Origin of the sequence: Pseudomonas sp. LH21 (assembly GCF_036549575.1) — a bacterium.
GTDB lineage: Bacteria > Pseudomonadota > Gammaproteobacteria > Pseudomonadales > Pseudomonadaceae > Aquipseudomonas > Aquipseudomonas peradeniyensis.
Window position 1 is genome coordinate 4,549,457 of the sequence record NZ_CP144367.1, and the last position, 25,822, is coordinate 4,575,278.

General features: G+C 62.0%; 17 protein-coding genes, 2 tRNA genes, 3 rRNA genes and 1 pseudogene. 6 read left to right on the top strand and 17 right to left on the bottom strand.

Annotation, left to right across the window (positions count from 1 at the left end; all coding sequences use genetic code 11):
- Nucleotides 1-4: 4 nt before the first annotated feature.
- Nucleotides 5-1,006, bottom strand: a complete 1,002-nt coding sequence (locus VUG52_RS20790) for an NADP-dependent oxidoreductase (protein WP_331832029.1) — start codon at nt 1,004-1,006, stop codon at nt 5-7.
- Between the two features lie 16 nt (nt 1,007-1,022).
- Complete coding sequence (locus tag VUG52_RS20795; RefSeq protein ID WP_262952175.1) at nt 1,023-1,811, bottom strand: SDR family NAD(P)-dependent oxidoreductase; 789 nt, start codon at nt 1,809-1,811, stop codon at nt 1,023-1,025.
- A gap of 148 nt (nt 1,812-1,959) precedes the next feature.
- Here VUG52_RS20795 and VUG52_RS20800 point away from each other — a divergent pair, with 148 nt between their 5' ends.
- From VUG52_RS20800 to VUG52_RS20810, 3 genes are all read left to right on the top strand, one after another.
- Nucleotides 1,960-2,523 (top strand): TetR/AcrR family transcriptional regulator, encoded by a 564-nt coding sequence (locus VUG52_RS20800; RefSeq protein WP_262952174.1) that lies wholly within the window; start codon nt 1,960-1,962, stop codon nt 2,521-2,523.
- Between the two features lie 107 nt (nt 2,524-2,630).
- Entirely contained in the window at nt 2,631-4,061 is a 1,431-nt protein-coding gene (locus VUG52_RS20805) for a transporter (protein WP_050704256.1), read from the top strand.
- 17 nt (nt 4,062-4,078) lie between these two features.
- Complete coding sequence (locus tag VUG52_RS20810; protein ID WP_050704255.1) at nt 4,079-5,497, top strand: aminotransferase-like domain-containing protein; 1,419 nt, start codon at nt 4,079-4,081, stop codon at nt 5,495-5,497.
- Between the two features lie 122 nt (nt 5,498-5,619).
- Here VUG52_RS20810 and VUG52_RS20815 read toward each other — a convergent pair whose 3' ends face one another.
- The 14 genes and pseudogenes from VUG52_RS20815 to VUG52_RS20880 form a co-directional block, all read right to left on the bottom strand.
- A complete protein-coding gene (locus tag VUG52_RS20815) occupies nt 5,620-6,519 on the bottom strand; it encodes a LysR family transcriptional regulator (RefSeq protein ID WP_262952196.1) in 900 nt (299 codons plus the stop codon).
- 46 nt (nt 6,520-6,565) lie between these two features.
- A complete protein-coding gene (locus tag VUG52_RS20820) occupies nt 6,566-8,581 on the bottom strand; it encodes an FAD-binding oxidoreductase (RefSeq protein WP_331832031.1) in 2,016 nt (671 codons plus the stop codon).
- An 18-nt stretch (nt 8,582-8,599) separates the two neighbouring features.
- Nucleotides 8,600-9,229, bottom strand: a complete 630-nt coding sequence (locus VUG52_RS20825) for a glutathione S-transferase family protein (RefSeq protein WP_028692248.1) — start codon at nt 9,227-9,229, stop codon at nt 8,600-8,602.
- 177 nt (nt 9,230-9,406) lie between these two features.
- The gene (locus tag VUG52_RS20830; protein WP_050704252.1) at nt 9,407-9,961 is read right to left on the bottom strand and encodes a UPF0149 family protein; all 555 of its coding nucleotides are present in this window, start codon (nt 9,959-9,961) and stop codon (nt 9,407-9,409) included.
- A gap of 84 nt (nt 9,962-10,045) precedes the next feature.
- On the bottom strand, nt 10,046-11,023 hold the full coding sequence (locus VUG52_RS20835; RefSeq protein ID WP_050704251.1) for an asparaginase: 978 nt from the start codon (nt 11,021-11,023) through the stop codon (nt 10,046-10,048).
- Nucleotides 11,020-12,087, bottom strand: coding sequence for a hypothetical protein (locus VUG52_RS20840; RefSeq protein ID WP_331833184.1), 1,068 nt, complete (start codon nt 12,085-12,087; stop codon nt 11,020-11,022). Before VUG52_RS20840 ends, VUG52_RS20835 begins: the two co-directional genes overlap by 4 nt.
- A gap of 93 nt (nt 12,088-12,180) precedes the next feature.
- Entirely contained in the window at nt 12,181-13,077 is an 897-nt protein-coding gene (locus tag VUG52_RS20845) for a nitrilase family protein (protein WP_050704249.1), read from the bottom strand.
- A gap of 135 nt (nt 13,078-13,212) precedes the next feature.
- Nucleotides 13,213-13,524, bottom strand: a pseudogene (locus tag VUG52_RS20850) (FAD-dependent oxidoreductase); the annotation flags it as partial.
- A gap of 276 nt (nt 13,525-13,800) precedes the next feature.
- On the bottom strand, nt 13,801-15,444 hold the full coding sequence (locus VUG52_RS20855) for an acetolactate synthase large subunit (protein ID WP_028692242.1): 1,644 nt from the start codon (nt 15,442-15,444) through the stop codon (nt 13,801-13,803).
- 430 nt (nt 15,445-15,874) lie between these two features.
- Nucleotides 15,875-15,990: ribosomal RNA gene (gene rrf / locus VUG52_RS20860) — 5S ribosomal RNA — on the bottom strand.
- Nucleotides 15,991-16,121: 131 nt separating this feature from the next.
- A 23S ribosomal RNA gene (locus VUG52_RS20865) occupies nt 16,122-19,014 on the bottom strand.
- Nucleotides 19,015-19,259: 245 nt separating this feature from the next.
- Nucleotides 19,260-19,335, bottom strand: a tRNA-Ala gene (locus VUG52_RS20870).
- A 24-nt stretch (nt 19,336-19,359) separates the two neighbouring features.
- A tRNA-Ile gene (locus VUG52_RS20875) sits at nt 19,360-19,436 on the bottom strand.
- 86 nt (nt 19,437-19,522) lie between these two features.
- Nucleotides 19,523-21,059 (bottom strand): 16S ribosomal RNA (locus VUG52_RS20880).
- The 16S, 23S and 5S rRNA genes sit together here with 2 tRNA genes alongside, the layout of an rRNA operon.
- A gap of 459 nt (nt 21,060-21,518) precedes the next feature.
- On the opposite strand from VUG52_RS20880, the gene VUG52_RS20885 reads away from it, so the two are divergent.
- Both VUG52_RS20885 and VUG52_RS20890 read left to right on the top strand, forming a co-directional pair.
- Nucleotides 21,519-22,394 (top strand): formate/nitrite transporter family protein, encoded by an 876-nt coding sequence (locus tag VUG52_RS20885; protein ID WP_050704245.1) that lies wholly within the window; start codon nt 21,519-21,521, stop codon nt 22,392-22,394.
- Nucleotides 22,395-22,639: 245 nt separating this feature from the next.
- Nucleotides 22,640-23,428 carry a hypothetical protein gene (locus VUG52_RS20890; RefSeq protein ID WP_156329582.1) on the top strand — a complete coding sequence of 263 codons (789 nt, stop codon included), beginning with the start codon at nt 22,640-22,642 and terminating at the stop codon, nt 23,426-23,428.
- Nucleotides 23,429-23,509: 81 nt separating this feature from the next.
- Here the strand turns inward: VUG52_RS20890 and VUG52_RS20895 are convergent, their stop codons facing one another.
- Nucleotides 23,510-24,604, bottom strand: a complete 1,095-nt coding sequence (locus tag VUG52_RS20895; RefSeq protein ID WP_050704244.1) for an MBL fold metallo-hydrolase — start codon at nt 24,602-24,604, stop codon at nt 23,510-23,512.
- A 125-nt stretch (nt 24,605-24,729) separates the two neighbouring features.
- Here VUG52_RS20895 and VUG52_RS20900 point away from each other — a divergent pair, with 125 nt between their 5' ends.
- Nucleotides 24,730-25,806: a diguanylate cyclase gene (locus VUG52_RS20900; protein ID WP_177330825.1), complete on the top strand. Its 1,077-nt coding sequence runs from the start codon at nt 24,730-24,732 to the stop codon at nt 25,804-25,806.
- The last annotated feature ends 16 nt before the right edge of the window (nt 25,807-25,822 follow it).

Genomic DNA, 25,822 nt, shown 5'->3' on the forward strand with positions numbered 1-25,822 from the left:
CAGCTCAAGCCACCCGCACCACCACCTTGCCCTTGCTCCGCCCACCTGCCACCGCCGCCAACGCCTGTTCGGTAGCCTCGAAGGCGAACACTTGGTCGAGTACCGGCGTCAGGATCCTCTCCTCCACCAGCTGGGTGATGGCCTCCAACTGTCGACCATCGGCGCGCATGAACACGAACCGATAGCGCACGCCCGAGGCCTCACAACGCTTGCGGATGCGGCGGCTGAGCAGGCGAAGTACCTGCCGTAATGGCCAAGCCATCCCTTGCTCGGCCGCGAACTCAGGCGTGGGCGGCCCGGAAATGGAAATCAGCTGGCCACCCGGTTTGAGAATCTGCACCGAGCGCTCCAAGGTGCCTGCCTCCAACCCGCTGAGCACCACATCGTAGCCGCGCAATTCCCGGGTGAAATCCTGGCGCTTGTAATCGATGACCACATCCGCGCCCAAGGCCTTCACCCATTCGACATTGCCCGTGCCGGTGGTCGTGGCGACGAACGCCCCCAAGTGCTTGGCCAACTGGATCGCGATGCTGCCCACGCCACCGGAGCCCGCATGAATCAGCACCTTCTGCCCCGGCTTGAGCTGGGCGGTTTCCACCAATACCTGCCAAGCGGTCAAGGCCACCAAGGGCAGCGCGGCGGCCTGTTCCATGCTCAAGTTGGCGGGCTTTCGCGCCAGCGCCTGCTGGGTGACGGCGATCTGTTCGGCAAAACTGCCGATGCGTGCCTGCCCGGGCCGTGCATAGACCTCGTCGCCGGGCTTGAAGCGGGTGACACGGGCACCCACGCGCAGCACGGTACCGGCCAGGTCGTTGCCCAGGATCAGCGGCAAGCGGTACGGCAGCACCCGTTTGAACTCGCCGTTACGCAGCTTCACGTCCAGGGCGTTCACCCCGGCGGCGTGGACCCGCACCAGCACGTCGTCATCCCCCAGGGCGGGCACGGGCATTTCGGCGATACGCCCGACGACATCCTTGCCATAACGATCGATGATGAAAGCTTTCATTGAGATCTCCCGTGACTCACTGCGCACTGCGATAGCGCTCGGCGACCTGGGATTGGCGCAAATCCCCCATCAGCATCTGCCGGGCGCCATCCAGCGCAGCCCAGCGGTCGGCGTGCTGCAAGGGCGGAATGGTGATCGCTTCGCGGCGGTCGTAACCCACCAGCGCAGCATCGACCAAGTCTTCCACCTCCATCACTTCTGGCAACGTGTTGATATCCAATCCGGAACGCGACCAGATCTCGGTGCGGGTCGCGGCCGGCAGCACGGCCTGCACATAGACACCCTTCGGCCCCAGCTCCAGCGCCAGCCCCTGGGACAGGAACTGCACGAACGCCTTGGTGGCGCCATACACGGTCATGCCCAGTTCCGGCGCCAGCCCCACCACCGAGCCGATGTTGACGATCGCGCCAGTGCCCTGCTCGGCCAGGCGCGGCGCAATGGCGGCAGCCAGGCGGGTGACGGCGGTGACGTTCAGGCCGATCAGTCGCTCGAGGCTTGCGCCATCCTGCCCCAGGAAGCCCCCTGACTGGCCTTGCCCGGCGTTGTTGATCAGTACGCCTATACGCACGTCTTCACGCAACCGCGCTTCGACCCGAGCAAGGGCATCGGCCTGGGTGAGGTCGGCGACCAGCACCTCGACGGCGACAGCGAAGTGCTCACGCAGGCGGGCAGCCAGGGTCTCCAGGCGCGCCTGGTCGCGGGCGACCAGCACCAGGTCGTGACCACGCTGGGCGAAGCGTTCGGCATAGGTAGCGCCGATACCGCTGGAGGCACCGGTGACGAGAACGGTAGGCAAGGCACTCATGGCAAATCCTCAAGGTGGATGGCGACACCCGATCGGGGTGGGCCTGGCCTTTATGATTACGACCATCATCTAACCATGTCAACATTTTGATGATGACCGACATCAATGTATGATTAACCTCATCCCCACGGCGCAGGAGTCATCCGCCATGAAAGTCACCAAGGCACAAGCCCAGGCCAACCGCGCCCATATCATCGAGACGGCGTCCTCGTTGTTCCGCCAGCGGGGCTATGACGGGGTCGGCGTCGCCGAGTTGATGGCGGCCGCCGGTTTCACCCATGGCGGCTTCTACAAGCATTTCGGCTCGAAGGCCGACCTCATGGCCGAGGCGGCGGCCTGCGGGCTGTCGCAGAACGCCTCCGGCACCGAAGGTGGCGGTGTGGCGGACTACCTGCGCCAGTACCTCTCCAGGGAGCACCGCGACAACCCGGCCTCAGGTTGCACCCTGGCGGCGCTGGCCAGCGATGCCGCGCGCCAGCCCGACGCCGTGAAGACGGTGTTTGCCGACGGGCTCGAGCGCTTGCTGGCAACGCTCCAGGCCGCCAGCGAGCCGACGGATGCCGCCAACGAGCAGGCCGAACGCGCCCGGCGCCTGGGCGTGATCGCCACCCTGGTGGGCGCCATCACGCTCTCCCGCGCCTGCCCGGACGATTCGCCGCTGGCGGACGACATTCTCCAGGCCTGCCGGGACCGGTTGCTGACACCGCAGTAACCCCGCCCGGGCTGTATTGAAAATCGCCCGGGCGCTGTATCTGTTTCAGCAGGCGCCCGCCCTTCACCCTCCACCTCACTCCCTGGATGGCTGAAGGAACCCGCATCATGGCTGCCCTGCTGCTGCAAATGTCCCCCATTGGCCTGGTGATCGCCTTGATCCTGCTGCTGCGCCGCCCACCCGTGCAGGCCGCGCTGGCCGGTGTGGCCGGTGTCTTGCTGTTATGGGGCCTGGGCGCTGCGCAGCCGCTGTCGGCGGCGGTGTCCGGCGCCATCCTGCAAGACACGTTGATCCTGTTCCTCAGTACCGCCTGCGTGATCGTCCCGGGGCTGGCCTTCGTCATCCTGGTCGAACGCGCCAACGCCCCGCAGGCGATCGGCGCCTGGGTGCGGGAGCTGGGCTGGACGCCGCCGATGCAGGTGATCTTCATCGTGCTGGGCCTAGCGCCGCTGCTGGAGGCGATGACCGGGTTCGGCGTATCGCTGATCGCCACGGTGCCGCTGCTGATGGGGCTGTTCTCGCGCCAGGTCGGCATGAAGATGGCGCTGGCCGGCATGGTGGTGATGCCCTGGGGCACGCTCGGGCTGGCCACGGTGATCGGCGCGCTGCTGGCCCACGTGCCGGCGCAGGAACTGGGCAGCCATTCGGCGCTGGTCAGCGCGCCGGTGTTCCTCGGCCTGGCCGCCGTGGCGCTGGTGCTGGCGGGGATTCGCAGTCTGCAGGCTTGGCTGGGGTTGGCGCTGGTCTCGTTGCTGTTCAGCGCGGTGCTGTATGCGGTCAACCGCTGGATCGGGCCGGAGGCGTCGGGCGTGCTGGCTGGGTTGGCGGTGGCCGGCGTGGGCCTGGGGATGTCCTGGGCACGGCGCGGGGCGCTGGTGCGCTGGCCGCAGGCGGCATGGCCGTACCTGGCCCTGCTGGCGGTGATCATCATCTCGCGGGGGCTGTTCCTGCTGTCGGGGTGGGACGGGCTGTGGGTGGTGCATGGCACCAACGTGTCGTGGAAGCCACTGGCTTCGCCGGGGCTGGCCTTGCTGCTGGTGGTGCTGATGATGGTCGGGCGCCAGGGCGCGGGCTTCCCATGGCAGGCGCTGGTCACCCGGGCACGGTTCCCGGTGGCGACGATCTTCCTGTTCCTGCTGCTGTCGCAGGTGATGGTCAAGGCCGGCTTCCTGGTCGAGGCGCAACGGGCGTTGCAGGCGCTGTCCGGGGTGTCGCTGGCGTCGACGGTGTCGCTGCTGGCGGGGTTGGCCGGCTATGTCACCGGCTCCAATGTCGGCGGCAACACGCTGGTGATGCCCTCCATCGCCGCGCTGTCCACGGTCCACGGCCCGTGGCTGGCGGCGATGGTCAACAGCGCCGCCGGGCATGGCGCGCTGGGCTCGCTGTCGATCCTGTCGCTGATCATCGGGCTGGCCGGGGCCAACCGTGATGAGGAGCACGGGCTGATCCGCTTCGGCTTTGCCCTGGTACTGCTGAACATCGTCGTCGTGGCTGCAACCGGCGTGGTTTTGCTCTACCTTTCCGGAGCCCCCGCCTGACACGACACAAGGCCCCCATGGACCGGAACCCCAAGCCCGACAAACGCTGGCACACCGTCAACGCCTGGCTGCTGCGCCAGATCGACAGCGGCGAATGGCCCAGCGGCACGCAACTGCCCTCGGTGCGCGAGCTGGCGCGGCTGTTCGACAGCAGCATCGCCACCGTGCAGCGGGCCCTGGCGGAGCTGGAGGCCAATGCCTATGTGCAGGCCACGCCGCGGATCGGCTATTTCGTCGCCAAGGGCGCGGCCCAGGTACAGGGGTTCGACCTGGCCAGTGTCACCGTCAACGTCAACCATGCGGTGGTCGCCATGCTCGCCCAGGCGGCCAGCAATACCGCGCTGTCGTTGAGCTCGGCGGTGCTGCACGACGAGCTCACGCCCCAGGTGCTGCTGAACAAGTGCCTGGCGACACTGGCCGCCAAGACCGACCAACCCTTGGCCGGCCTGATCGCCCCGCCGGGCCTGGCCTCGCTGCGCCGGCGCATCGCCGGGCTGATGCTGCAACGCGGCGTGACCTGCGGGCCAGACGATATCCTGGTGACCTCGGGCGACACCGTGGCCCTGGAGCTGGCCCTCGAAGCCGTCGCCCGGCCAGGGGCCACGGTGGCCATCGAGACACCTACCTACTACGGCATCCTGCAGACCATAGAACGTCTGGGGATGCGCGCCCTGCCCATCCGCACCCACGCCGACAGCGGCATGGACCTCGAGCACCTGGAATGGGCGCTCAAGCGTGGCAAGGTCGATGTGGTGTTCCTCAACCCGACGCTGCAGAACCCACGGGGCTTCATCATGCCCGACGCGGCGCGGGCACGGCTCTCACAGCTGGCGCAGGCAGCGGATGTGCCGATCATCGAGGACGATATCTTCTTCGACCTGGTGGACGAGGCGCAGCGGCCCAAGGCGATCAAGCACTACGACGAGACCGGGCAGACGATCTATTGCTCGTCGTTCTCCAAGACCGTGGCGCCGGGGTACCGGGTGGGCTGGTGCGTGGCGGGGCGGTATCGGGATGCGATCCTGGCCCAGTTGTTTTCGCGCAACCTGGCGGTGTCGAGCCTGGCCCAGCGGGTGCTGGATGAGTTTATCGGTCGGGGGTACATGGAGGAGCACTGCGCGAAGCTACGCGGGCGGCTGGCGGCGCAGGCCGGGGTGATGGAGACGCTGGTACGCTCGGCGTTTCCGCTGGGGACGCGTTATGTGGCGCCGCAGGGTGGATTTATCCATTGGATCGAATTGCCGGAAGGGACGGACATGGTGGCGCTGCAGCGGCTTGCGGCGGAGCGTGGCTGCAATGTCGGCGCCAGCGGGATGTTCTTTGCCGATGGGGAATGTGGCACTGGGTTGCGGGTATGCCTGGGGCGGGTGATTACGTCGGAGGTGATGGGCGGGTTGAGGGTGCTGGCGGAGTGTGCGGCGCTTTCAGGCGCTTGAATGCCGGGGGCGCTTTGCGCCCCTTTCGCGGCACAAGGCCGCTCCTACAGAGAGATGTGCGTTCGCCTGTAGGAGCGGCCTTGTGCCGCGAAAGGGCTGCGCAGCAGCCCCAGCTATCTGGATCAGGCCAAGTGCACCTGGCTACGCAAATGCTCGGCCAACATATCGATAAAGGTCCGCACCTTGGTCGAGCCATATTTGCTCTCCCGATGCAGGATATGGATCGGCCACGGCGCTTCCTCGTACTCGGCCAGGATCACCTGCAAACGCCCGGCCGCCACTTCATCCGCCACCTGGTACGACAGCAACCGTGCAATCCCCAGCCCGGCACTGGCCGCGGCGATCGCGGCGTCGTTGCTGGTCACGGTCAGGCGCGGCTTCATGCGGATCAGCGTCGGGTCGTCGATGGCGCCGAAGCGCCAGTCCGTGCGCGGTGACAGGGTTCCGGCGGCGATGACTTCGTGCTTCTGCAATTCCGAGGGATGGCGCGGCGTGCCGTGGCGTTCGAGGTACTCGGGCGAGGCGCACAACAACCGGCGCATCCTGCCCACGCGCAACGCCTTGAGGCCCGAATCGGGCAACTGGCCGATACGCACGGCCACGTCCATGCCCTCCTCCACCAGGTTCACCACGCGGTCGAGGAAGAACGCCGACACATCCACCTCGGGGTACTGCTGCAGGTAACGGACGATGCACGGCATGACGAACTTCTTGCCGAACAGGATCGGCGCGGTCACCGCCAGGTCGCCCTTGGGCGCGGCGTTGATGCCGGCGGCGGCTTCGTTGGCCTCGACGATGCTGGCGAGGATGTGCCGGGTGTCCTCCAGGTAGCGCCCGCCGGCCTCGGTCAGGCGCACGCTGCGGGTGGTGCGCAGCAGCAGCTTGACCCCGAGCTGTTCCTCCAGGGCGCTGACGGCGCGGGTCACCGCCGCCGGCGAGATCGCCAGGCGGCGGGCGGCGGCGGCGAAGCTTTCCAGCTCGCCAACAGCCACGAACACTTTCATCAGGTGGATCTGGTCCATGCCGCGCCCCACGCGTTGTCGTGGGGCGATTATCGCCGTGGTCACGCTAGAGCTCCAGTACCAGAGGCTGCACGCCGTCCTCGGCCTGGGCGGGGATGGCGCAGCAGATCAGCACGCTGCCGGGCTCGGGCAATTCGGCGGGCGGGTTCGGGTAGTGGACCTGGCCGCTGACCAGTTTGGTCCTGCAGGTACCGCAGGAGCCCCCTCGGCAACTGAAGTCCGGCGACAGGCCACGGCTTTCCGCCAGTTCCAGCAGCGTGCCGCTGTCCGGCGCCCAACGCGCTTCCTTGGCGGAGCTGGCGAAGTACACCGGCACCGGTTGGCTGGCGGGCGGGGGCTGCTGCAGCGTCGGCTGGTTGTCGTCGGTGTGGCGGCGCAGGGTCGAGGGGCCGAAGGCTTCGGCATGGATGCGGGCGTCGGGCACATGCACGCCGCGCAAGCCTTCGTACAGGTCCTGGGTGAAGCTGGCCGGGCCGCAGAGGTAGAAGTCGTAGTCATCCAATGCCAGCGTGGCCTTGATTTGCTCGATGCCCAGACGGCTGGCGAATTGGTAGTCATGCTCCAGCACGGCCTGTGGCTCGGGCTGGCTCAGGGCACGATGGATGCTCAGCAAGCCCTTGGCGTGTTGCTGAAGCACGGCAAGCTCCTGCTGAAACGGCAAGTCGGCCAGTGTGCGCCCGCCATGGAACAGGTGGATGCGCCGCCCCTGCCCTTTCGCCAACTGCTCGCGGAGCATGGCGATCAACGGGGTGATGCCGACGCCCGCGCCAATCAGTACAAGTGGCCGGTCGCTCTGCTGATCCAGGGTGAAGCTGCCCATGGGCTGGCGCACCTCCAGCCGATCGCCGACCTTCACCTGTTGGTGCAGATAGCGTGACGCCGGCCCCTGCGCCTTGACGCTGATGCGTAGGAAGCCATCGGACGGCGCGCTGGACAGGCTGTAGGTACGGATCAGCGGCGTCTCTCCATCGATGCGCAAACGCACGGGAATATGCTGGCCAGGGGCGAAGGCCACTGCGGCGCCATCCTCGGGTTGCAGATGGAACGAGCGGATATCGCGACTCTCCTGCTCGATGTGCAGTACCCGCCAGGTCAGCCATTGACGCTGCCGTTCGCGCTGTTGCAGGCGCTGCTCGGCTTCGCGCCAGGTGCCGGTCATCAGGCTGGTGGGTGCGTATGCCTGGAAGGCCCAGCGCAGCGACACGGCAGCCCGGCGCAGCACCACCTGCTCGATGTCCAGGGTCCAGATCCGCTCGGCGCCTTCGAAGGCGCTGATCAGCGGGCTGTCGAGAATGACTTCGGTACGCCCGGAAACCTGCAGCACATCGCCCGTGGTGAAGTCGACGAACAGCAGGCCGGCGACCGGATTGACCAGCAGATTGCCGAGGGTATTGAAATGCAGGTTGCCAGCGTAGTCGGGAATGGTCAGGCGATTGCCCTCGACCCTGACGAAACCGGGCCGACCACCGCGGTGGGACACGTCCACCGAGCGCTGGCCAGCGTCCTGATCGACGTAGCTGGCGACAAAGAAGGTGTCGGCGCTTTCGATGATGGCGCGGGTCGCGGCATCCAGTGCCGCTGAATCCCGTCGCCCCTGCGGCGGCTCGTCGACGCGGGTGTACTCGCGCATCTGGATGTACTGCGGGCAGTTGCCGAAGGATTGCTCGACCACCACTTCCAGCTGGTCGGCGCTGGCCCGGCGGATCAGGCCATTGAGGCGATTGCGCCGCCGCGTGTGCAGTTCGATCCCCAGCAGGCCGATGGCGCCACCCGCCACCAGGCCCGGCGTGGCCGGATCGTCGCTGGCGAGATCGGCACCGATCAGCAGCTGCCGCGGATCGGGCGAGCTGACGAAGCCTTCCGGGCCTTCGAGCAGCGTCGCCCAGGGTTTGCCTGCGGCGTCCACGGCACCGGCCACCATGAACGGCAACTGCTGGTAGAACATGCGATGCTGGTCGGGCATGTAGTCACGAATGACCTTCTGCCCGAACGCCTCCATGCGCTCGGCAACACCGACGTGCTCCTGCAGCTGTTTTTCACCTGCATGCCAGGGCGATTGCATGGCGGCATTCCTCGGGGCTCAGAGGGTGGTCTGCAAACCGATGACCGTACGCGGCATCGGCACAAAGCCTGGCAGCGCCTCGACACGGGCCAGCCAGGCGCGCACGTTGGGGTAAGGCTCCAGCGACACGTTACCTTCCGGTGCGTGGGCGATGTACGAGTAGTTGGCGATATCGGCGATGGTCGCCTGGTCACCGACCAGGAACGGGCCCTTGGCCAGTTCGGCGTCGATCACCTTGAGCAGGGTGTGGGCGCGGCCAATGACTTCATCGGTGTTGAACGAGGCACCGAACACCGTCACCAGACGTGCCGCCGCCGGGCCGAAGGCCAGGGGACCCGCCGCGACCGACAACCAGCGCTGCACACGGGCGGCCCCGACCGGATCCGCAGGCAACCAGCGCTCACCGCCGTAGGCCTTGGCCAGGTAGACCAGGATGGCGTTGGAATCGGCGATGACGATGCCGTTGTCATCGATCACCGGCACCTGGCCGAAGGGGTTGATGGCGAGAAACTCTGGCTGCTTGTGCTCGCCTTTGGCCAGGTCGACGAAGACCAGCTCGGTGGGCAGTTCGAGCAGCGACAGCATCAGCTCGATGCGGTGGGCGTGGCCGGACTTGGGGAAGTTGTACAGCTTGATCGGGCTTGGCATGTGCGGGGCTCCGGATCAGCGCCGGGAGTGGCGCTGCTGGAGGACATGCTGCACTGGATTGCCCGACAGCAGAATCAGTGCTGGGAGCAATCCAGTATTTCGGCAGGTGGAATAATCACACTCGCGGGGCAAGTCGGGTCGCCGCATCGCCGCTCCCGCGAGCCCGCACTTACGATCTCAATGACGGTGCTGCTTCTGGTACTGATACAACCCCCGCGCCGCCTCGACCACCAGCGGCACACAGGCCTGGAGCTCATCGAAACTCATCGAATCGAGCAGCTCGAAGTTGTCTTCCAGCCCATGCAGGGAAATGGCCTTGAGCAGACGATCCTGCTCCGGCGGCAGCTCGCTCCACTCGGCCACCTGGGTCCCGCGCATGTAGCCGAAGCACCATTCCTCGAGAATGATCGCCGGGCCTTCCTCGCCTTCGCTCTCCTCGAACAGCGGTTCGAAGTGCTCGAGGTCGTCGGCCAGCGCTTGCGCCACCTGGCTGGCGTAACGCAGCATCAACGCGGTATAGGCCTCTTCATGGGCGGGCTTCTTGAACTTCGGCACCTTGCCGCCGGCGACGGAGGGTAGCCATTGCTCGGGATTGACCTTCCTAGGGGAGCTGGCCAGAGCGGTGAAGAAACCGTTGAGTTCGGCGAGGTTGAGCACCGAATAGTCGTTGCCGTAGGTGATCAGCAGGTCTTCGAGACGGTCGAGTTCTTTTTCGCTGAGCGCGGGGAGCATGGGCGGGTGTCCTAGGGCGGAAATTTGCGTGCACCCTAGCACAGGCAACGCCTACCCGCTCCCATCACGGGAACGGGCATCGGGCTATTGCTGCAGCCAGTGCGCCAGGTCGGCCTGCCGCCCGCTGCCGATCAGCAGCCACAGCAAGAGTCGGCACTTGCGCGGGCAGAGCCAGCCGGCCATGTGCAGGCCCCGGTCCTGCAGGTCGATCTCACCGCCGATGAATCCGTAGGTCCCAAGGGCTGTCGGGCCATTGCCAGTGCGGGTGGCGATAATCACCGGCATGTTGCCGGCGATGCGCCCCAACGCCTCGGCCCAGGCTTCAGAGACATGACCTGCGCCAAAGCCGGCAACCACCAGCCCTGAATAGCCCAGGCCTCCGAGCGCTTGCAGCAGCCTCGTATCGGCATCGAGACAGGCCTCCAGCAGGACGACCTGGTGATCCACCTGCGCCGGCAGGGGCAACACCCGCCGTGGCGTGGCAGCCTGGCGATAAAGTGGTCTGCCCTCCACGACCGCCCCTATCGCCCCAGCGCCAGGCGACTCGAAGGCCGCCATCGCCAGGCTGGCAGTCTTGCGCACCCGCGCGGCCAGGTGGATCTGGTCGTTGATCACCACCATCACGCCACGCCCCCGGCTGCCATCGGCGATTGCAACCTGCACCGCCGCCAGCAGGTTCGCCGGACCATCCGCGCCCGGCTGGCTGGCCGAACGCATGGCGCCGGTCAGGATCAGCGGGGTGTCATGGGGCCAGAGCAGGTCGAGGAAATACGCGGTCTCCTCCAGCGTATCGGTGCCCTGGGTGAGGACCACGGCCTGGGCCCCCGCTTGCACTTGGGCGCTTGCCCAGGCCAGCGCACCCAGCATGTCGCTGAACGCCAGCGAGGCGCTCGGCACCAGGCTCAACGTGGTGGTGCTGATCTGCGCCAGTGCCTGCAGTTGCGGCAGGGACGCCAATAGCGCGGCGCAATCGAGCCGGGGTGTCACACCCTGCCCCGGCGCCGCGGACTGCATGCTGACCGTGCCACCCAGGCTGGCGATCGAAACGCGTGGTGCTGTCATGGGTTACCTCCCGCAAGCAGGCCGACCAGGGGCACGATGCCCAGGGTGCTGATGGCCATGGACAGGACATTGCCGATATAGCCGTGCATGTAGCCCGGCAAGCGCTGGCTGATGGCCACGGCAAGCGGTGGCGCGATCAGCGCGCCAAGCACTGCGCTGGCGACGATCACCTGCCAGCTGCCGCCCAGTGTCAGCACGGCGGCGGGCACGATCGACACGATGGGAATATAGGTCGGATACCAGCCCCGTTCTTGCCATTGCCGCCGCCAGAACAGCACACCAACCAGCGATGCCAATGCCTGCCCGGCCACCATCTGCAGCACCAGTTGCGAGCCATAGGCCGGCGCCGCCGGGGCCAGTACATAAGCCAGCAAGACGCCCAGCAGCAAGCCGAGGCTGGCCAGTTCATTGCCAAAGAACGGCGCTTCGCTGAAATCGGCCAGTACCCGGCGCAGGGTCCAGACCACGCCATAGTCGGGCTGGCTGGCCGTCGCGGCGACCACTGGACGCTGGCCATCGCGAACCAGCGCCGGGAAGCGCTTGCACAGCAGGAACGCCAGCACACTGGCCAGTGCCATGCCACTGACATTGCCGATCACCACCGGCAACTGCAGCGGGTAGCACAGGTAGTTGACCAGCAGCAGGCTGGCCGGCGTGACTAGCACGGTACCGAGCAGCGCGCCATTGATCGCGACGCGCCAACAGCCGCCAAACAGCAGGACCATGGCCGCCGGCAGCGAGACGAAGGCGACGAAGGTCGGCTGCCAGGCACCACCCTCCAGCGTCCAGCCCCACAACGCATGGCTGAGCAGCAGACCGAGCAGCGAGCTGATGATCAGCCAGGGCCACAGCCCGGTGCCGTAGCAGATGGCGAAGCCTTGCCAACGATACCCGCGCTGCTGGGCCCAATGCGCGAGGCTCGCCCCCAGCAGCAGCCCCAGTGCCGGCAACTCGTGCTTGTAGAAGGCGACCTCGCTGATATCGCCGACAATCCAGCGCAGCCTGCTCAACGGCTGGTCGAGGGTTGCGACGAGCTGCGCATAGTCGGGCCATCCACCCAACATCAGGCTGGCAACGCAAAGCAGTGCGAGGCCCAGGAGAATCAGCGATGACGACCGTTGTCGTGGTAAGGAAAGGCGCTGTTCCATGACGCCTCCTCAACGTGGCATCGGCGCATGCAGCCGATACCCCAGGGTGGCGTCGTAGAGGTCGGTGCGCCGGTCACGCGGCAGGTCGTTGAGGCTGTTCCAGATCGGCGCCGAGCGGGCGGCACTGAGGTCGACGTCGGCGTAGAGGATGCATTCCTCCTCGGCACTGGCCACCTCGCCGATGGGCCAGCCGTTGGTGCCGGCAATCAGCGAACAACCGAGGAAGCGCCCGCCCCGTTCGCGACCAATGCGATTGGCGGCGGCGATATAGACATTGTTGACGTGGGCCGCGGTCATCGTCAGGTACGAGGCCATGCAGCGTCCGGCCTCGTCGAACAGCGGCGGCGGCGTCCAGACCCAGTTGTTCAGGCTGCAGATGATGTCGGCGCCCTGCGCGGCCATGAGCCGTGGCACCTCCGGGAACCAGATGTCCCAGCAGATCAGCAGGCCGATGCGGCCGATGGGCGTTTCGAACACCGGGAAGCCCAGGTCTCCGGGGGTGAACCAGAGCTTTTCCTGGTTCCACAGGTGCGCCTTGCGGTAATGCCCGAGCAGCCCCTGCGGGCCGAACAGCACGGCGCTGTCGTAGAGCTTGAGGCCGTCCCGCTCGGCGAAGCCTGCGGCCAGATACACCTGCTGCTCACGGGCGAACTCCGCCCAGGCCTGCAGGCATCGTCCATCCTCCAGCGTCTCGGCGTGGGCATAGGCCTCGGCGCGGGAGTTGAAGGTGTAGCCGGTGTTGGCCAGCTCCGGCAGCACGATCAGGTTCGCCCCTTCACGTGCGGCGCGGCGGGCCAGGGCCAGGCCACGGCTCAGGTTGCCATCGCAGTGGTCCAGGCCGACCTGCGGGTCGTACTGGATGACGGCAATGCGTACGGGGCTGACGGGAGTGGTGTGTTCCTGCATGGCGGCTTCCTGTTCTGGTTGTTGTGGAAGGCCGCCAGTAGAACGGGCATGGCAGGTGGGGCGACAGTCAGCAGGATCCTCTGGAACTGAGGGAGATTGCGAAAAGACGTGGAGGAGCACTCCTACAAAGTTGTTTCAAAGCGCCTGTCGAGGCACCTGATAATGCGGATAGTGCTCGAGGCTGAAGCCCCCCTTGAAACATGCGCCGGTGTTGTTGCAGAGGTTGATCACGGTGTCGATGGCAGTGCGCAGACACGGCTCGGTCCAGCCGGCATCGACAGAGAAAGACTCCCCGGCGAGGTAGAGCCCTGAATGGGCACTCCGGTCACGGTTGTAGTTCATCAGGCTTACCGCGTCGTAATAGGCGCCTGCCCGGTACAATTTCGCACAGCCAAGTGCATTCCTGTCTGTCATCCATCTTTGTATGCGGGTGTTTCCAAGATCGATGGCAAAGGGTGGCTCAACGACATGGGCGCAGGAGATTTTGCGTTGATCTGATGGTGATGGTTTCGGATTCTCAGGGTAGGTGAAGAGCCTGAGCATGCCGAGAGCAGGGAGGTGGGGAACGGTAGATGTGTAGGGTGGTGCTGCGTGTGTCGTTGCCTGAACTGACGCTATCGCGGGGCAAGCCCGCTCCCACGCCCCCATTCCCACAGGCCTGTAATAGCGCTATGGGAACGGATGGCGTGGGAGCGGGCTTGTCCCGCGATGGGTCGTCAGCGTTTAGACCGCCAGCGCGCGCTCACGCAGCTCGCTGTTGAGGATGCGGTCGTTCTCGCTGTAGTCCACCGGGCAGTCGATCACGTGCACGCCCGGGGTCTTGATGCAGTGCTCGAGCAGCGGCAGGAAGCCTTCGGCGCTTTCCACGCGGTGGCCGTTGGCACCGTAGGCTTCGGCGTACTTGACGAAGTCCGGGTTGCCGTAGTCCAGACCGAAATCGGTGAAGCCCATGTTGGCCTGCTTCCAGCGGATCATGCCGTAGCCGTCGTCACGCAGGATCACCACGGTGATGTGCATGCCCAGACGTACTGCGGTTTCCAGCTCCTGGCTGTTCATCATGAAGCCGCCGTCGCCGCATACCGAGATGACCGGGCGATCCGGATACACCAGGTGCGAGGCCATGGCCGATGGCAGGCCGGCGCCCATGGTCGCCAGGGCGTTGTCCAGCAGCACGGTGTTGGGCTTATGGGCCTTGTAGTTGCGGGCGAACCAGATCTTGTAGATGCCGTTGTCCAGGGCGACGATGCCTTCGGACGGCAGGGCGCGACGGATGTCGGCGACCATGCGCTGCGGGTAGACCGGGAAGCGGTCGTCGTCGGCGCCTTCGGCGATCTGTGCTTCGTTCGCTTCACGGATGGCCATCAGGCGGGTGAAGTCCCAGTGGCTGGTGTCGGTCAGCGCTTCGCTGATCTGCCACACGGCGTTGGCGATGTCGCCGATCACTTCCACCTGCGGGAAGTACACGGCATCGACTTCAGCCGAGCGGAAGCTGACGTGAATGACTTCGGTGCCGCCACGGACCATGAAGAACGGTGGCTTCTCGATCACGTCGTGGCCGATGTTGACGATCAGGTCGGCGGCTTCGACGGCGCGGTGCACGAAGTCACCGGAGGACAGCGCGGCGTTGCCCAGGAAGCGTGGGTGGCGCTCGTCTACCACACCTTTACCCATCTGGGTGGTGATGAACGGGATACCGGTCTTGTCGATCAGCTGCTTGAGGACCTTGGCGGTCATCTTGCGGTTGGCGCCGGCGCCGATCACCAGGATCGGGTTGCGGGCGTTCTGCAGTTTCTGCACGGCGGCTTCGATGGCCACGTGCTCGGCCAGCGGGCGACGGTGCAGGCTGCGCGGGATCGGCAGGGCGTCGGTCTGCTCGGCGGCGATGTCTTCCGGCAGCTCCAGGTGCACGGCGCCCGGCTTCTCTTCTTCGGCCAGGCGGAAGGCCTCACGCATGCGCGCAGGGATGTTGTCGGCCGAGGCGAACTGGTGGGTGTACTTGGTGATGGGGTCCATCATGCCGCACACGTCGATGATCTGGAAACGGCCTTGCTTGGACTTCTTGATCGGCTTCTGGCCGGTGATCATCATCATCGGCATGCCGCCCAGGTAGGCGTAGGCGCTGGCGGTCACCAGGTTGGTCGCGCCAGGGCCGAGGGTCGACAGGCTGACGCCGGTCTTGCCGGTCAGGCGGCCGTAGGTGGCGGCCATGAAGCCCGCGGATTGCTCGTGGCGGGTCAGTACCAGCTTGATCTTCGACTTGCGCAGGGACTCGAGCAGGTCGAGGTTTTCCTCACCGGGAATGCCGAACACATACTCGACACCTTCGTTTTCCAGGCATTGCACAACGACATCGGCGGCCTTGGCCATCTTGCTTCTAACCTCAAGTAATAGGACGGTGAAAGTCCAGAAATGCGCAGCACGGTACGCTGGCATCGCTCGGTCCGGGTGCCAGGATTGCCCCGAACCTAAGCCTTGACGCAGGGTAGGTACGGGGAAGTCACGTAATTGTGACGGCAATATTGTCGCACCTGTGACGAGGCGATGTGAGGTAGCCGACGAGCAAAGGATATTTGCGTGATCGTCAGCAAACGGATCCCCTGTAGGAACACACGACGTGGGAGCGGGCTTGCCCCGCGATTAGGCCGGATCAGGCGGTGATGTTGCCTGGGCTGGCCTAATCGCGGGGCAAGCCCGCTCCCACGTTGTGTATTCCACAGCAGAGGTGACGTTGCTTTTCGGAACGCGGAAAAGACAAAACCCCTACCTGCTCGCGCAGATAGGGGTTTTGCGAAATGAATCTTGACGATGACCTACTCTCACATGGGGAAACCCCACACTACCATCGGCGATGCATCGTTTCACTGCTGAGTTCGGGATGGGATCAGGTGGTTCCAATGCTCTATGGTCGTCAAGAAATTCTGTTGCCAGAACATCCAGATGGATACTCCAGCGAATTCGGATATGTGAATTTGTGAAGCTGCGAACTTTCGGTTCTTTCGTCCTCACCACCGCAATCTGCGCTTTGCAAATTGCTTGGGTGTTATATGGTCAAGCCTCACGGGCAATTAGTATTGGTTAGCTCAACGCCTCACAGCGCTTACACACCCAACCTATCAACGTCGTAGTCTTCGACGGCCCTTCAGGGAGCTCAAGGCTCCAGTGAGATCTCATCTTGAGGCAAGTTTCCCGCTTAGATGCTTTCAGCGGTTATCTCTTCCGAACATAGCTACCCGGCAATGCCACTGGCGTGACAACCGGAACACCAGAGGTTCGTCCACTCCGGTCCTCTCGTACTAGGAGCAGCCCCTCTCAAATCTCAAACGTCCACGGCAGATAGGGACCGAACTGTCTCACGACGTTCTAAACCCAGCTCGCGTACCACTTTAAATGGCGAACAGCCATACCCTTGGGACCGGCTTCAGCCCCAGGATGTGATGAGCCGACATCGAGGTGCCAAACACCGCCGTCGATATGAACTCTTGGGCGGTATCAGCCTGTTATCCCCGGAGTACCTTTTATCCGTTGAGCGATGGCCCTTCCATACAGAACCACCGGATCACTAAGACCTACTTTCGTACCTGCTCGACGTGTGTGTCTCGCAGTCAAGCGCGCTTTTGCCTTTATACTCTACGACCGATTTCCGACCGGTCTGAGCGCACCTTCGTACTCCTCCGTTACTCTTTGGGAGGAGACCGCCCCAGTCAAACTACCCACCATACACTGTCCTCGATCCGGATAACGGACCTGAGTTAGAACCTCAAGGTTGCCAGGGTGGTATTTCAAGGATGGCTCCATGAGAACTGGCGTCCCCACTTCAAAGCCTCCCACCTATCCTACACAAGCAAGCTCAAAGTCCAGTGCAAAGCTATAGTAAAGGTTCACGGGGTCTTTCCGTCTAGCCGCGGATACACTGCATCTTCACAGCGATTTCAATTTCACTGAGTCTCGGGTGGAGACAGCGCCGCCATCGTTACGCCATTCGTGCAGGTCGGAACTTACCCGACAAGGAATTTCGCTACCTTAGGACCGTTATAGTTACGGCCGCCGTTTACCGGGGCTTCGATCAAGAGCTTCGCTTGCGCTAACCCCATCAATTAACCTTCCGGCACCGGGCAGGCGTCACACCCTATACGTCCACTTTCGTGTTTGCAGAGTGCTGTGTTTTTAATAAACAGTCGCAGCGGCCTGGTATCTTCGACCGGCGTGGGCTTACGCAGCAAGTGCTTCACCCTCACCGGCGCACCTTCTCCCGAAGTTACGGTGCCATTTTGCCTAGTTCCTTCACCCGAGTTCTCTCAAGCGCCTTGGTATTCTCTACCTAACCACCTGTGTCGGTTTGGGGTACGGTTCCCAGTTATCTGAAGCTTAGGAGCTTTTCTTGGAAGCATGGCATCAACCACTTCGCGCTCTAATGAGCACTCGTCATCAGCTCTCGGCCTTGAGATCCCGGATTTGCCTAAGATCTCAGCCTACCACCTTAAACTTGGACAACCAACGCCAAGCTGGCCTAGCCTTCTCCGTCCCTCCATCGCAATAACTGGAAGTACAGGAATATTAACCTGTTTTCCATCGACTACGCTTTTCAGCCTCGCCTTAGGGACCGACTAACCCTGCGTCGATTAACGTTGCGCAGGAAACCTTGGTCTTTCGGCGTGCGAGTTTTTCACTCGCATTGTCGTTACTCATGTCAGCATTCGCACTTCTGATACCTCCAGCAAGCTTCTCAACTCACCTTCACAGGCTTACAGAACGCTCCTCTACCGCATCACCAAAGGTGATACCCGTAGCTTCGGTGCATGGTTTGAGCCCCGTTACATCTTCCGCGCAGGCCGACTCGACTAGTGAGCTATTACGCTTTCTTTAAAGGGTGGCTGCTTCTAAGCCAACCTCCTAGCTGTCTAAGCCTTCCCACATCGTTTCCCACTTAACCATGACTTTGGGACCTTAGCTGACGGTCTGGGTTGTTTCCCTTTTCACGACGGACGTTAGCACCCGCCGTGTGTCTCCCATGCTCGGCACTTGTAGGTATTCGGAGTTTGCATCGGTTTGGTAAGTCGGGATGACCCCCTAGCCGAAACAGTGCTCTACCCCCTACAGTGATACATGAGGCGCTACCTAAATAGCTTTCGAGGAGAACCAGCTATCTCCGAGCTTGATTAGCCTTTCACTCCGATCCACAGGTCATCCGCTAACTTTTCAACGGTAGTCGGTTCGGTCCTCCAGTCAGTGTTACCTAACCTTCAACCTGCCCATGGATAGATCGCCCGGTTTCGGGTCTATACCCAGCGACTAAAGCGCCCTATTAAGACTCGCTTTCGCTACGCCTCCCCTATTCGGTTAAGCTCGCCACTGAATATAAGTCGCTGACCCATTATACAAAAGGTACGCAGTCACCTAACGAAGTAGGCTCCCACTGCTTGTACGCATACGGTTTCAGGTTCTATTTCACTCCCCTCTCCGGGGTTCTTTTCGCCTTTCCCTCACGGTACTGGTTCACTATCGGTCAGTCAGTAGTATTTAGCCTTGGAGGATGGTCCCCCCATGTTCAGACAAAGTTTCTCGTGCTCCGTCCTACTCGATTTCACTGGCAAGAGATTTTCGTGTACGGGGCTATCACCCACTATGGCCGCACTTTCCAGAGCGTTCCACTAATCTCAAACCAGCTTAAGGGCTGGTCCCCGTTCGCTCGCCACTACTAAGGGAATCTCGGTTGATTTCTTTTCCTCAGGGTACTTAGATGTTTCAGTTCCCCTGGTTCGCCTCTTGCACCTATGTATTCAGTACAAGATAACCAGCTTATGCTGGCTGGGTTCCCCCATTCAGAGATCTCTGGATCACAGTCTGTTTGCCGACTCCCCAAAGCTTATCGCAGGCTACCACGTCTTTCATCGCCTCTGACTGCCAAGGCATCCACCGTATGCGCTTCTTCACTTGACCATATAACCCCAAGCAATCTGGTTATACTGTGAAGACGACATTCGCCGAAAATTCGCATTTCGCTCATTGCTGAGCAGAACTCACAAATTTTACCTTAGCCTGAATAACCAGCAGTGAAACTGGTATTCAGTCTATCTATCACATATCCGAATTTTTAAAGAACGATCTGACAAAAGTCAGAAATCAACATTCACACCGGAATGTTCATTTCTAAGTTCTGAGCAGTGCTGCGAAACCTGAAAGAGTGGTGGAGCCAAGCGGGATCGAACCGCTGACCTCCTGCGTGCAAGACAGGCGCTCTCCCAGCTGAGCTATGGCCCCATTTACTAGGCCGCACCAAGTAATTGGTAGGTCTGGGCAGATTTGAACTGCCGACCTCACCCTTATCAGGGGTGCGCTCTAACCAACTGAGCTACAGACCTATAACAGGGTCGCGTTACAGCATCGTCTTTACACAATGAATCAAGCAATTCGTGTGGGAGCTCATCAGCAGGCTGATGTCTTCGATTAAGGAGGTGATCCAGCCGCAGGTTCCCCTACGGCTACCTTGTTACGACTTCACCCCAGTCATGAATCACACCGTGGTAACCGTCCTCCCGAAGGTTAGACTAGCTACTTCTGGTGCAACCCACTCCCATGGTGTGACGGGCGGTGTGTACAAGGCCCGGGAACGTATTCACCGCAACATTCTGATTTGCGATTACTAGCGATTCCGACTTCACGCAGTCGAGTTGCAGACTGCGATCCGGACTACGATCGGTTTTGTGAGATTAGCTCCACCTCGCGGCTTGGCAACCCTCTGTACCGACCATTGTAGCACGTGTGTAGCCCAGGCCGTAAGGGCCATGATGACTTGACGTCATCCCCACCTTCCTCCGGTTTGTCACCGGCAGTCTCCTTAGAGTGCCCACCATAACGTGCTGGTAACTAAGGACAAGGGTTGCGCTCGTTACGGGACTTAACCCAACATCTCACGACACGAGCTGACGACAGCCATGCAGCACCTGTGTCAGAGTTCCCGAAGGCACCAATCCATCTCTGGAAAGTTCTCTGCATGTCAAGGCCTGGTAAGGTTCTTCGCGTTGCTTCGAATTAAACCACATGCTCCACCGCTTGTGCGGGCCCCCGTCAATTCATTTGAGTTTTAACCTTGCGGCCGTACTCCCCAGGCGGTCAACTTAATGCGTTAGCTGCGCCACTAAAATCTCAAGGATTCCAACGGCTAGTTGACATCGTTTACGGCGTGGACTACCAGGGTATCTAATCCTGTTTGCTCCCCACGCTTTCGCACCTCAGTGTCAGTATCAGTCCAGGTGGTCGCCTTCGCCACTGGTGTTCCTTCCTATATCTACGCATTTCACCGCTACACAGGAAATTCCACCACCCTCTACCATACTCTAGCTCGCCAGTTTTGGATGCAGTTCCCAGGTTGAGCCCGGGGCTTTCACATCCAACTTAACGAACCACCTACGCGCGCTTTACGCCCAGTAATTCCGATTAACGCTTGCACCCTCTGTATTACCGCGGCTGCTGGCACAGAGTTAGCCGGTGCTTATTCTGTCGGTAACGTCAAAACAGCAAGGTATTAGCTTACTGCCCTTCCTCCCAACTTAAAGTGCTTTACAATCCGAAGACCTTCTTCACACACGCGGCATGGCTGGATCAGGCTTTCGCCCATTGTCCAATATTCCCCACTGCTGCCTCCCGTAGGAGTCTGGACCGTGTCTCAGTTCCAGTGTGACTGATCATCCTCTCAGACCAGTTACGGATCGTCGCCTAGGTGAGCCATTACCTCACCTACTAGCTAATCCGACCTAGGCTCATCTGATAGCGCAAGGCCCGAAGGTCCCCTGCTTTCTCCCGTAGGACGTATGCGGTATTAGCGTTCCTTTCGAAACGTTGTCCCCCACTACCAGGCAGATTCCTAGGCATTACTCACCCGTCCGCCGCTGAATCAAGGAGCAAGCTCCCGTCATCCGCTCGACTTGCATGTGTTAGGCCTGCCGCCAGCGTTCAATCTGAGCCATGATCAAACTCTTCAGTTCAATACTGCTTGGGTTTTTAAGAAACCCTAAACTTGGCTCAGCAATCTCAAATGACTATGTGATTTCTCGCATGGCCACTTGTGATGCTGATAATCTTGGCGACTATCAGCCCGTACTCACAAGCACCCACACGAATTGCTTGATTCAATTTGTTAAAGAGCGTTTGGCTAAGAGCTTTTCGCCTCAACCGAGGCGCGCATTCTACGCTTTCCTCATTTGCTGTCAAGCGTTGTTTTGAAGTTTTTTTCGAAGCTGCTTTTTGCAAAACACCTTCAACCTCAACAACTTACCGCTTGCCTCGTGGCGTTCAACGCTGCGAGGAGGCGAATAATACGCGGTTTGATTTCAGAGTCAACACCTTGATCGGAAAAAACTTTCGATCGCCATCCGGCGGCCGCTCGGCAACTATTCGACGCGATTGCCGCTCTGTAGAGAAACACGCAAGCGGAGCGGCTGGCCATGAGTGATGCACAGAGCGAGAAGACCCCGGGGCTGTCGCCGGACGAAGAGCAGGAAGTCAGCCACAACCAGCCGCCCCGGGCGGCGGTGCTGCACGAGATCATCCGCGCCCAGGGTGACCAGGAACTGGAGCGCACCCTTGCCGCCTTGTGGTGGTCGGCGCTGGCGGCGGGCCTGACCATGGGCCTGTCGTTGATGGCCATGGGGCTGTTCTATGCCCGCCTGCCCGAAGGCGATAGCGCCCAGGTGATCGCCAGCCTGGGCTACAGCGCAGGCTTCCTGGCAGTAATCCTCGCCCGCCAGCAACTGTTCACCGAAAACACCCTGACCGCCGTGCTGCCGCTGATGACCACCCCCACCCTCACCAACCTGGGCCGCCTGCTGCGCCTGTGGACCATCGTCCTGCTCGGCAACCTGGCCGGCACCTTGCTGGTGGCCTGGGTGATGCTCGAGCTGCCGATCTTCGACAGCAAGACCGATGTCGCCTTCCTGGATGTGGGCCGCAAGGTGATGGAGAACGGCATCGGCCAGATGTTCGCCAAGGGCATCGTCTCGGGCTGGATGATCGCCACCATGGTCTGGATGATCCCGTCCATGGAGCACGCCAAGATCTGGATCATCCTGATGATCACCTACCTCATGGCCCTGGGCGACTTCACTCATATAGTAGTGGGCTCGGTCGAGGTGTCTTATCTGGTCTGGGCTGGCGAGCAGAGCTGGAGCGCCTTCTGGCTCGACTTCGCCCTACCCACCCTGGCCGGCAACATCATTGGCGGCAGTTTCATCTTCGCCTTGATCAGCCATGCCCAGGTACGCAGCGACAGCGGCAAGTCGCCCTCGAAACTATTGAAGGACGATAAACAGGCCAAGGACTAGTGTCCTGTCTGGAAAAAACGTTCTTTTTTGGCGAGTGACTGGGTGTCCGTCCCAAGCGCCGCGACGAGTCATAACAGGGCTATGGCGAGGATTGGCAACGTAGTCAGGGCCCCCTAGACGCCATCAAAAGTGAAGAGCTTATTTTCGAGACAGGACACCAGGGAGCATCACCTATCATTTTTGCTAGTTCCTTGAAACTCGTACCCGGTGTAAAACACTTCACATGTTCCGTCCAGAAGAGTCGCGTGGAAGGCTCAACGGACAGTTCGCGCTCGCTCATCGTTTTTAACATTGACCATGAGGCACGAAAAATGACTACGACTCCGCAAACAAAAGAAGCTTTAAATCTGCATGTATACCCTTCTCACCAGAAAAAAATAGGCAAGAATCAAGTATCACTAAGCCCCAGCAGGTTAATTGTCTTCCCTCAACCGGGGATCGGGGGGAGGATTAAATTTGAGTGGCGTGGATACTTAACCAACACGCACTACAGAGAACAAATATTCGTCAAACCAATCGACCCCACTGCAAACCTGACTAGCCAAGAGATGTCAGCTAGCCACATCACGTCATACAAATTTATTAAGACTCGATTCTTTGTCCTGAATGAAAAAAATGATGAAGTGCTCTATGAGTCTAAACAGCAACACTTCGAGGTCATACTCGCTCATAACTCTAGCAGCTTCCTTGCCGGCCCTATCGTACCCGACGCCTCCGGAAGCACGCTCGATCCCGACAAGGGTGACATTAGGGGGGTACGTGTAGACGTCCCCTATAAAGGCATGACACTTGAAGACAACTGCCTGCTATTTGCAAGCATCTATCTAGGTGAAAATCGCATGGACAATTTCGTTCTAGGGACGCAAGCGGATCAGGATGCCGTCGACAACGGAGGCTTTTCATTCTGGCTGGACAGGACAAGGCTGAAGAAGCATCCAGACAAGAAGCTGGTACTTGAATATCAGGTAGCAACCGCCACTGATTCTAAGGCTTCATGCACGAGTGAATTCAAGCTTATTGTGCCACACTCATAAATACCGTCGAAACTGCGGGAAGACTTATGGCCTTGCTCTCAACGCAGCATGATCGTCGCGCAGACGCCTTTTATAACAAGACTAACGCGCGGCAACCGCCCGCTCGGACGCCCTGCCCCGCTGCGGCAATGGCCGCGGTCGCCACCAGTTCTGCCCCGGATGCGGTGAGTCGAGGCTGACCCGCTCGCCCATCTGCGGCGTGCTCAGCTCCACCTGGGCGGCACTGGCCAGTGCCAGGATACGTTCGAAGGGCTCCTGCCAGCTGTGAATCGACAGGTCGAAGGTGCCATTGTGGATCGGCAGCAGCCAACGGCCCTTCAGGTCCAGGTGCGCCTGCAGGGTCTGCTCCGGCTGCATGTGCACATTGGGCCAGGCAACGTTGTAGGCGCCGGTCTCCATCAAGGTCAGGTCGAAGGGCCCGTAGCGCTCGCCGATCTCGCGAAATCCGGCGAAGTAACCGGTATCGCCACTGAAGAACAGCCGCAGCCCTTCGTCGATCATCACCCAGGACGCCCACAGCCTGCGATTGCTGTCGAACAACCCACGCCCAGAGAAGTGCTGCGCCGGCGTGGCGGCGAAGCGCACGCCTTCGACCTCGGTCTCCTGCCACCAGTCCAGCTGCCGCACCTTGGCCGGCGGCACACCCCACTCGATGAGCAGGTCGCCTACCCCCAGCGGCGCAAGAAAGTGCTCGGTGCGCGGCGCCAACCGGCGAATTGCCTGCTCGTCGAGGTGGTCGTAATGGTCATGGGACAGGATCACCGCGGTCAGCGGCGGCAGGTCGTCGAGCGTCAGCGGTGGCGCATGGAAGCGCAGCGGCCCGGCCCACTGTACCGGTGAGGCGCGTTCGGCGAACACCGGGTCGGTAATAAAGAAGCGCCCGCGCAGCTTGAGCAGTACGGTGGAGTGGCCGAGGCGCCACAGGCTGTGATCCGGCGCGTCGGCCACCTGCTGGCGGGTCATCGGCTGCAGGCTCAGCGCCGCGTCTGGCCGGGTTTGCGGCGGCTTGCGCAGCAGCAGGTACTTGACGCCGATGCGCAGTTTCTTGAGCACGCCATCCCGGGGCAGCTCGACCTGGTTGTGAAAGCGTCCGTCCCGGTGCGGTGCCGGCTCGCCGGCGGGGGTAGCCATGGGGACCATGAGCAACAGCACTCCGCAAATGAAGAAGGCCTTCATATTACTCCACAGGGTCGGATCAACCGTGAAATGGCTTGTAAGGTCATTTTTCGCCGATGAACGATTGTTCAACAATATTCACACGACTTATGCGATAAACGGCGCCCCACAGAAGAACGACAACCATGATCGACAACCGCAGCGGCAAGGGGCTCTCTTTCGTCAAGCGCATCTACCTGCCGCGCATCATCGGCCTGGGGATCGGCCTGTTCAGCGTGATGGCGGCCATCGCCCCGCTGAACCCGCCGCAGTGGGCCTGGGCCCTGTTGCTATTCAATGGCCTGCTCTGGCCCCATGTGGCCTATCAATGGGCCCGGCGCTCTGCCACGCCCTACCAGGCCGAACAGCGCAACATCCTGCTGGATTCGCTGATGGGCGGGTTCTGGACCGCAGCGATGCATTTCAACCCGCTGCCCACGGTGACCATCCTGTCGATGATGACCATGAACAACGTCGCCGCCGGTGGCAAACGGGTACTGCTGCGCGGGCTGTTGGCCCAGTTGGGCGGCATGCTGCTGGCCAGCGCCCTGCTCGGCACCGGCCTGCAGCCCCAGGCCACGCAGTTGCAGGTGCTCGCCTGCCTGCCGATGCTCACTCTCTACCCCTTGGCCCTGGGCTGGGTGTGCTACCAACTGGCGATCAAGCTGGCCGAGCACAAGCGCCGGCTCAGCGCCCTGAGCCGCACCGACAGCCTCACCGGCCTGCTCAACCATGGCTCGTGGAAGGACCTGCTGCTGCTCAAGTTCCAGATCTGCCAGCAACAACAGCTGCCGGCGGTCATCGCCCTGATCGACATCGACCACTTCAAGACCATCAACGACACCTACGGCCATGTGGTCGGCGACTGCGTGCTGCGCCAGCTCAGCCAGGAACTGCGGCGCAGCCTGCGCGAGGACGACCTGGCCGGGCGCTACGGCGGCGACGAGTTCTGCGTGATCCTCCCCGGCGCGCAGGAGGCCCAGGCCTGCCAGGCCATGGAGCGCCTGCGCGAACGCGTCGGCGCCTACCGCAACCCGCAGCTGCCGGACCTGCGCATCAGCCTGAGCATCGGCCTGGCGGACTTTCGCACCACCCTCGCCTCGCCCGAGCATTGGCTGGAACAGGCCGACAAGGCCCTGTACGCCGCCAAGCACCAGGGGCGCGATCAGGTCAATTTCGCCCGCGGCGAGGCCGCCCTGCTCAAGCTGGCCTATCCTGACTGAACCTTCGCCCGGGCCC

Coding starts and splice junctions, on each gene's coding strand:
- VUG52_RS20830 (WP_050704252.1), bottom strand. CDS start 9,961: ATGCTCCCCGCGCTCAGCGAAAAAGAACTCGACCGTCTCGAAGACCTG.
- VUG52_RS20845 (WP_050704249.1), bottom strand. CDS start 13,077: ATGCAGGAACACACCACTCCCGTCAGCCCCGTACGCATTGCCGTCATC.
- VUG52_RS20790 (WP_331832029.1), bottom strand. CDS start 1,006: ATGAAAGCTTTCATCATCGATCGTTATGGCAAGGATGTCGTCGGGCGT.
- VUG52_RS20810 (WP_050704255.1), top strand. CDS start 4,079: ATGGACCGGAACCCCAAGCCCGACAAACGCTGGCACACCGTCAACGCC.
- VUG52_RS20815 (WP_262952196.1), bottom strand. CDS start 6,519: ATGGACCAGATCCACCTGATGAAAGTGTTCGTGGCTGTTGGCGAGCTG.
- VUG52_RS20835 (WP_050704251.1), bottom strand. CDS start 11,023: ATGACAGCACCACGCGTTTCGATCGCCAGCCTGGGTGGCACGGTCAGC.
- VUG52_RS20825 (WP_028692248.1), bottom strand. CDS start 9,229: ATGCCAAGCCCGATCAAGCTGTACAACTTCCCCAAGTCCGGCCACGCC.
- VUG52_RS20840 (WP_331833184.1), bottom strand. CDS start 12,087: ATGTTGGGTGGATGGCCCGACTATGCGCAGCTCGTCGCAACCCTCGAC.
- VUG52_RS20900 (WP_177330825.1), top strand. CDS start 24,730: ATGATCGACAACCGCAGCGGCAAGGGGCTCTCTTTCGTCAAGCGCATC.
- VUG52_RS20855 (WP_028692242.1), bottom strand. CDS start 15,444: ATGGCCAAGGCCGCCGATGTCGTTGTGCAATGCCTGGAAAACGAAGGT.
- VUG52_RS20895 (WP_050704244.1), bottom strand. CDS start 24,604: ATGAAGGCCTTCTTCATTTGCGGAGTGCTGTTGCTCATGGTCCCCATG.
- VUG52_RS20820 (WP_331832031.1), bottom strand. CDS start 8,581: ATGCAATCGCCCTGGCATGCAGGTGAAAAACAGCTGCAGGAGCACGTC.
- VUG52_RS20885 (WP_050704245.1), top strand. CDS start 21,519: ATGAGTGATGCACAGAGCGAGAAGACCCCGGGGCTGTCGCCGGACGAA.
- VUG52_RS20805 (WP_050704256.1), top strand. CDS start 2,631: ATGGCTGCCCTGCTGCTGCAAATGTCCCCCATTGGCCTGGTGATCGCC.
- VUG52_RS20800 (WP_262952174.1), top strand. CDS start 1,960: ATGAAAGTCACCAAGGCACAAGCCCAGGCCAACCGCGCCCATATCATC.
- VUG52_RS20795 (WP_262952175.1), bottom strand. CDS start 1,811: ATGAGTGCCTTGCCTACCGTTCTCGTCACCGGTGCCTCCAGCGGTATC.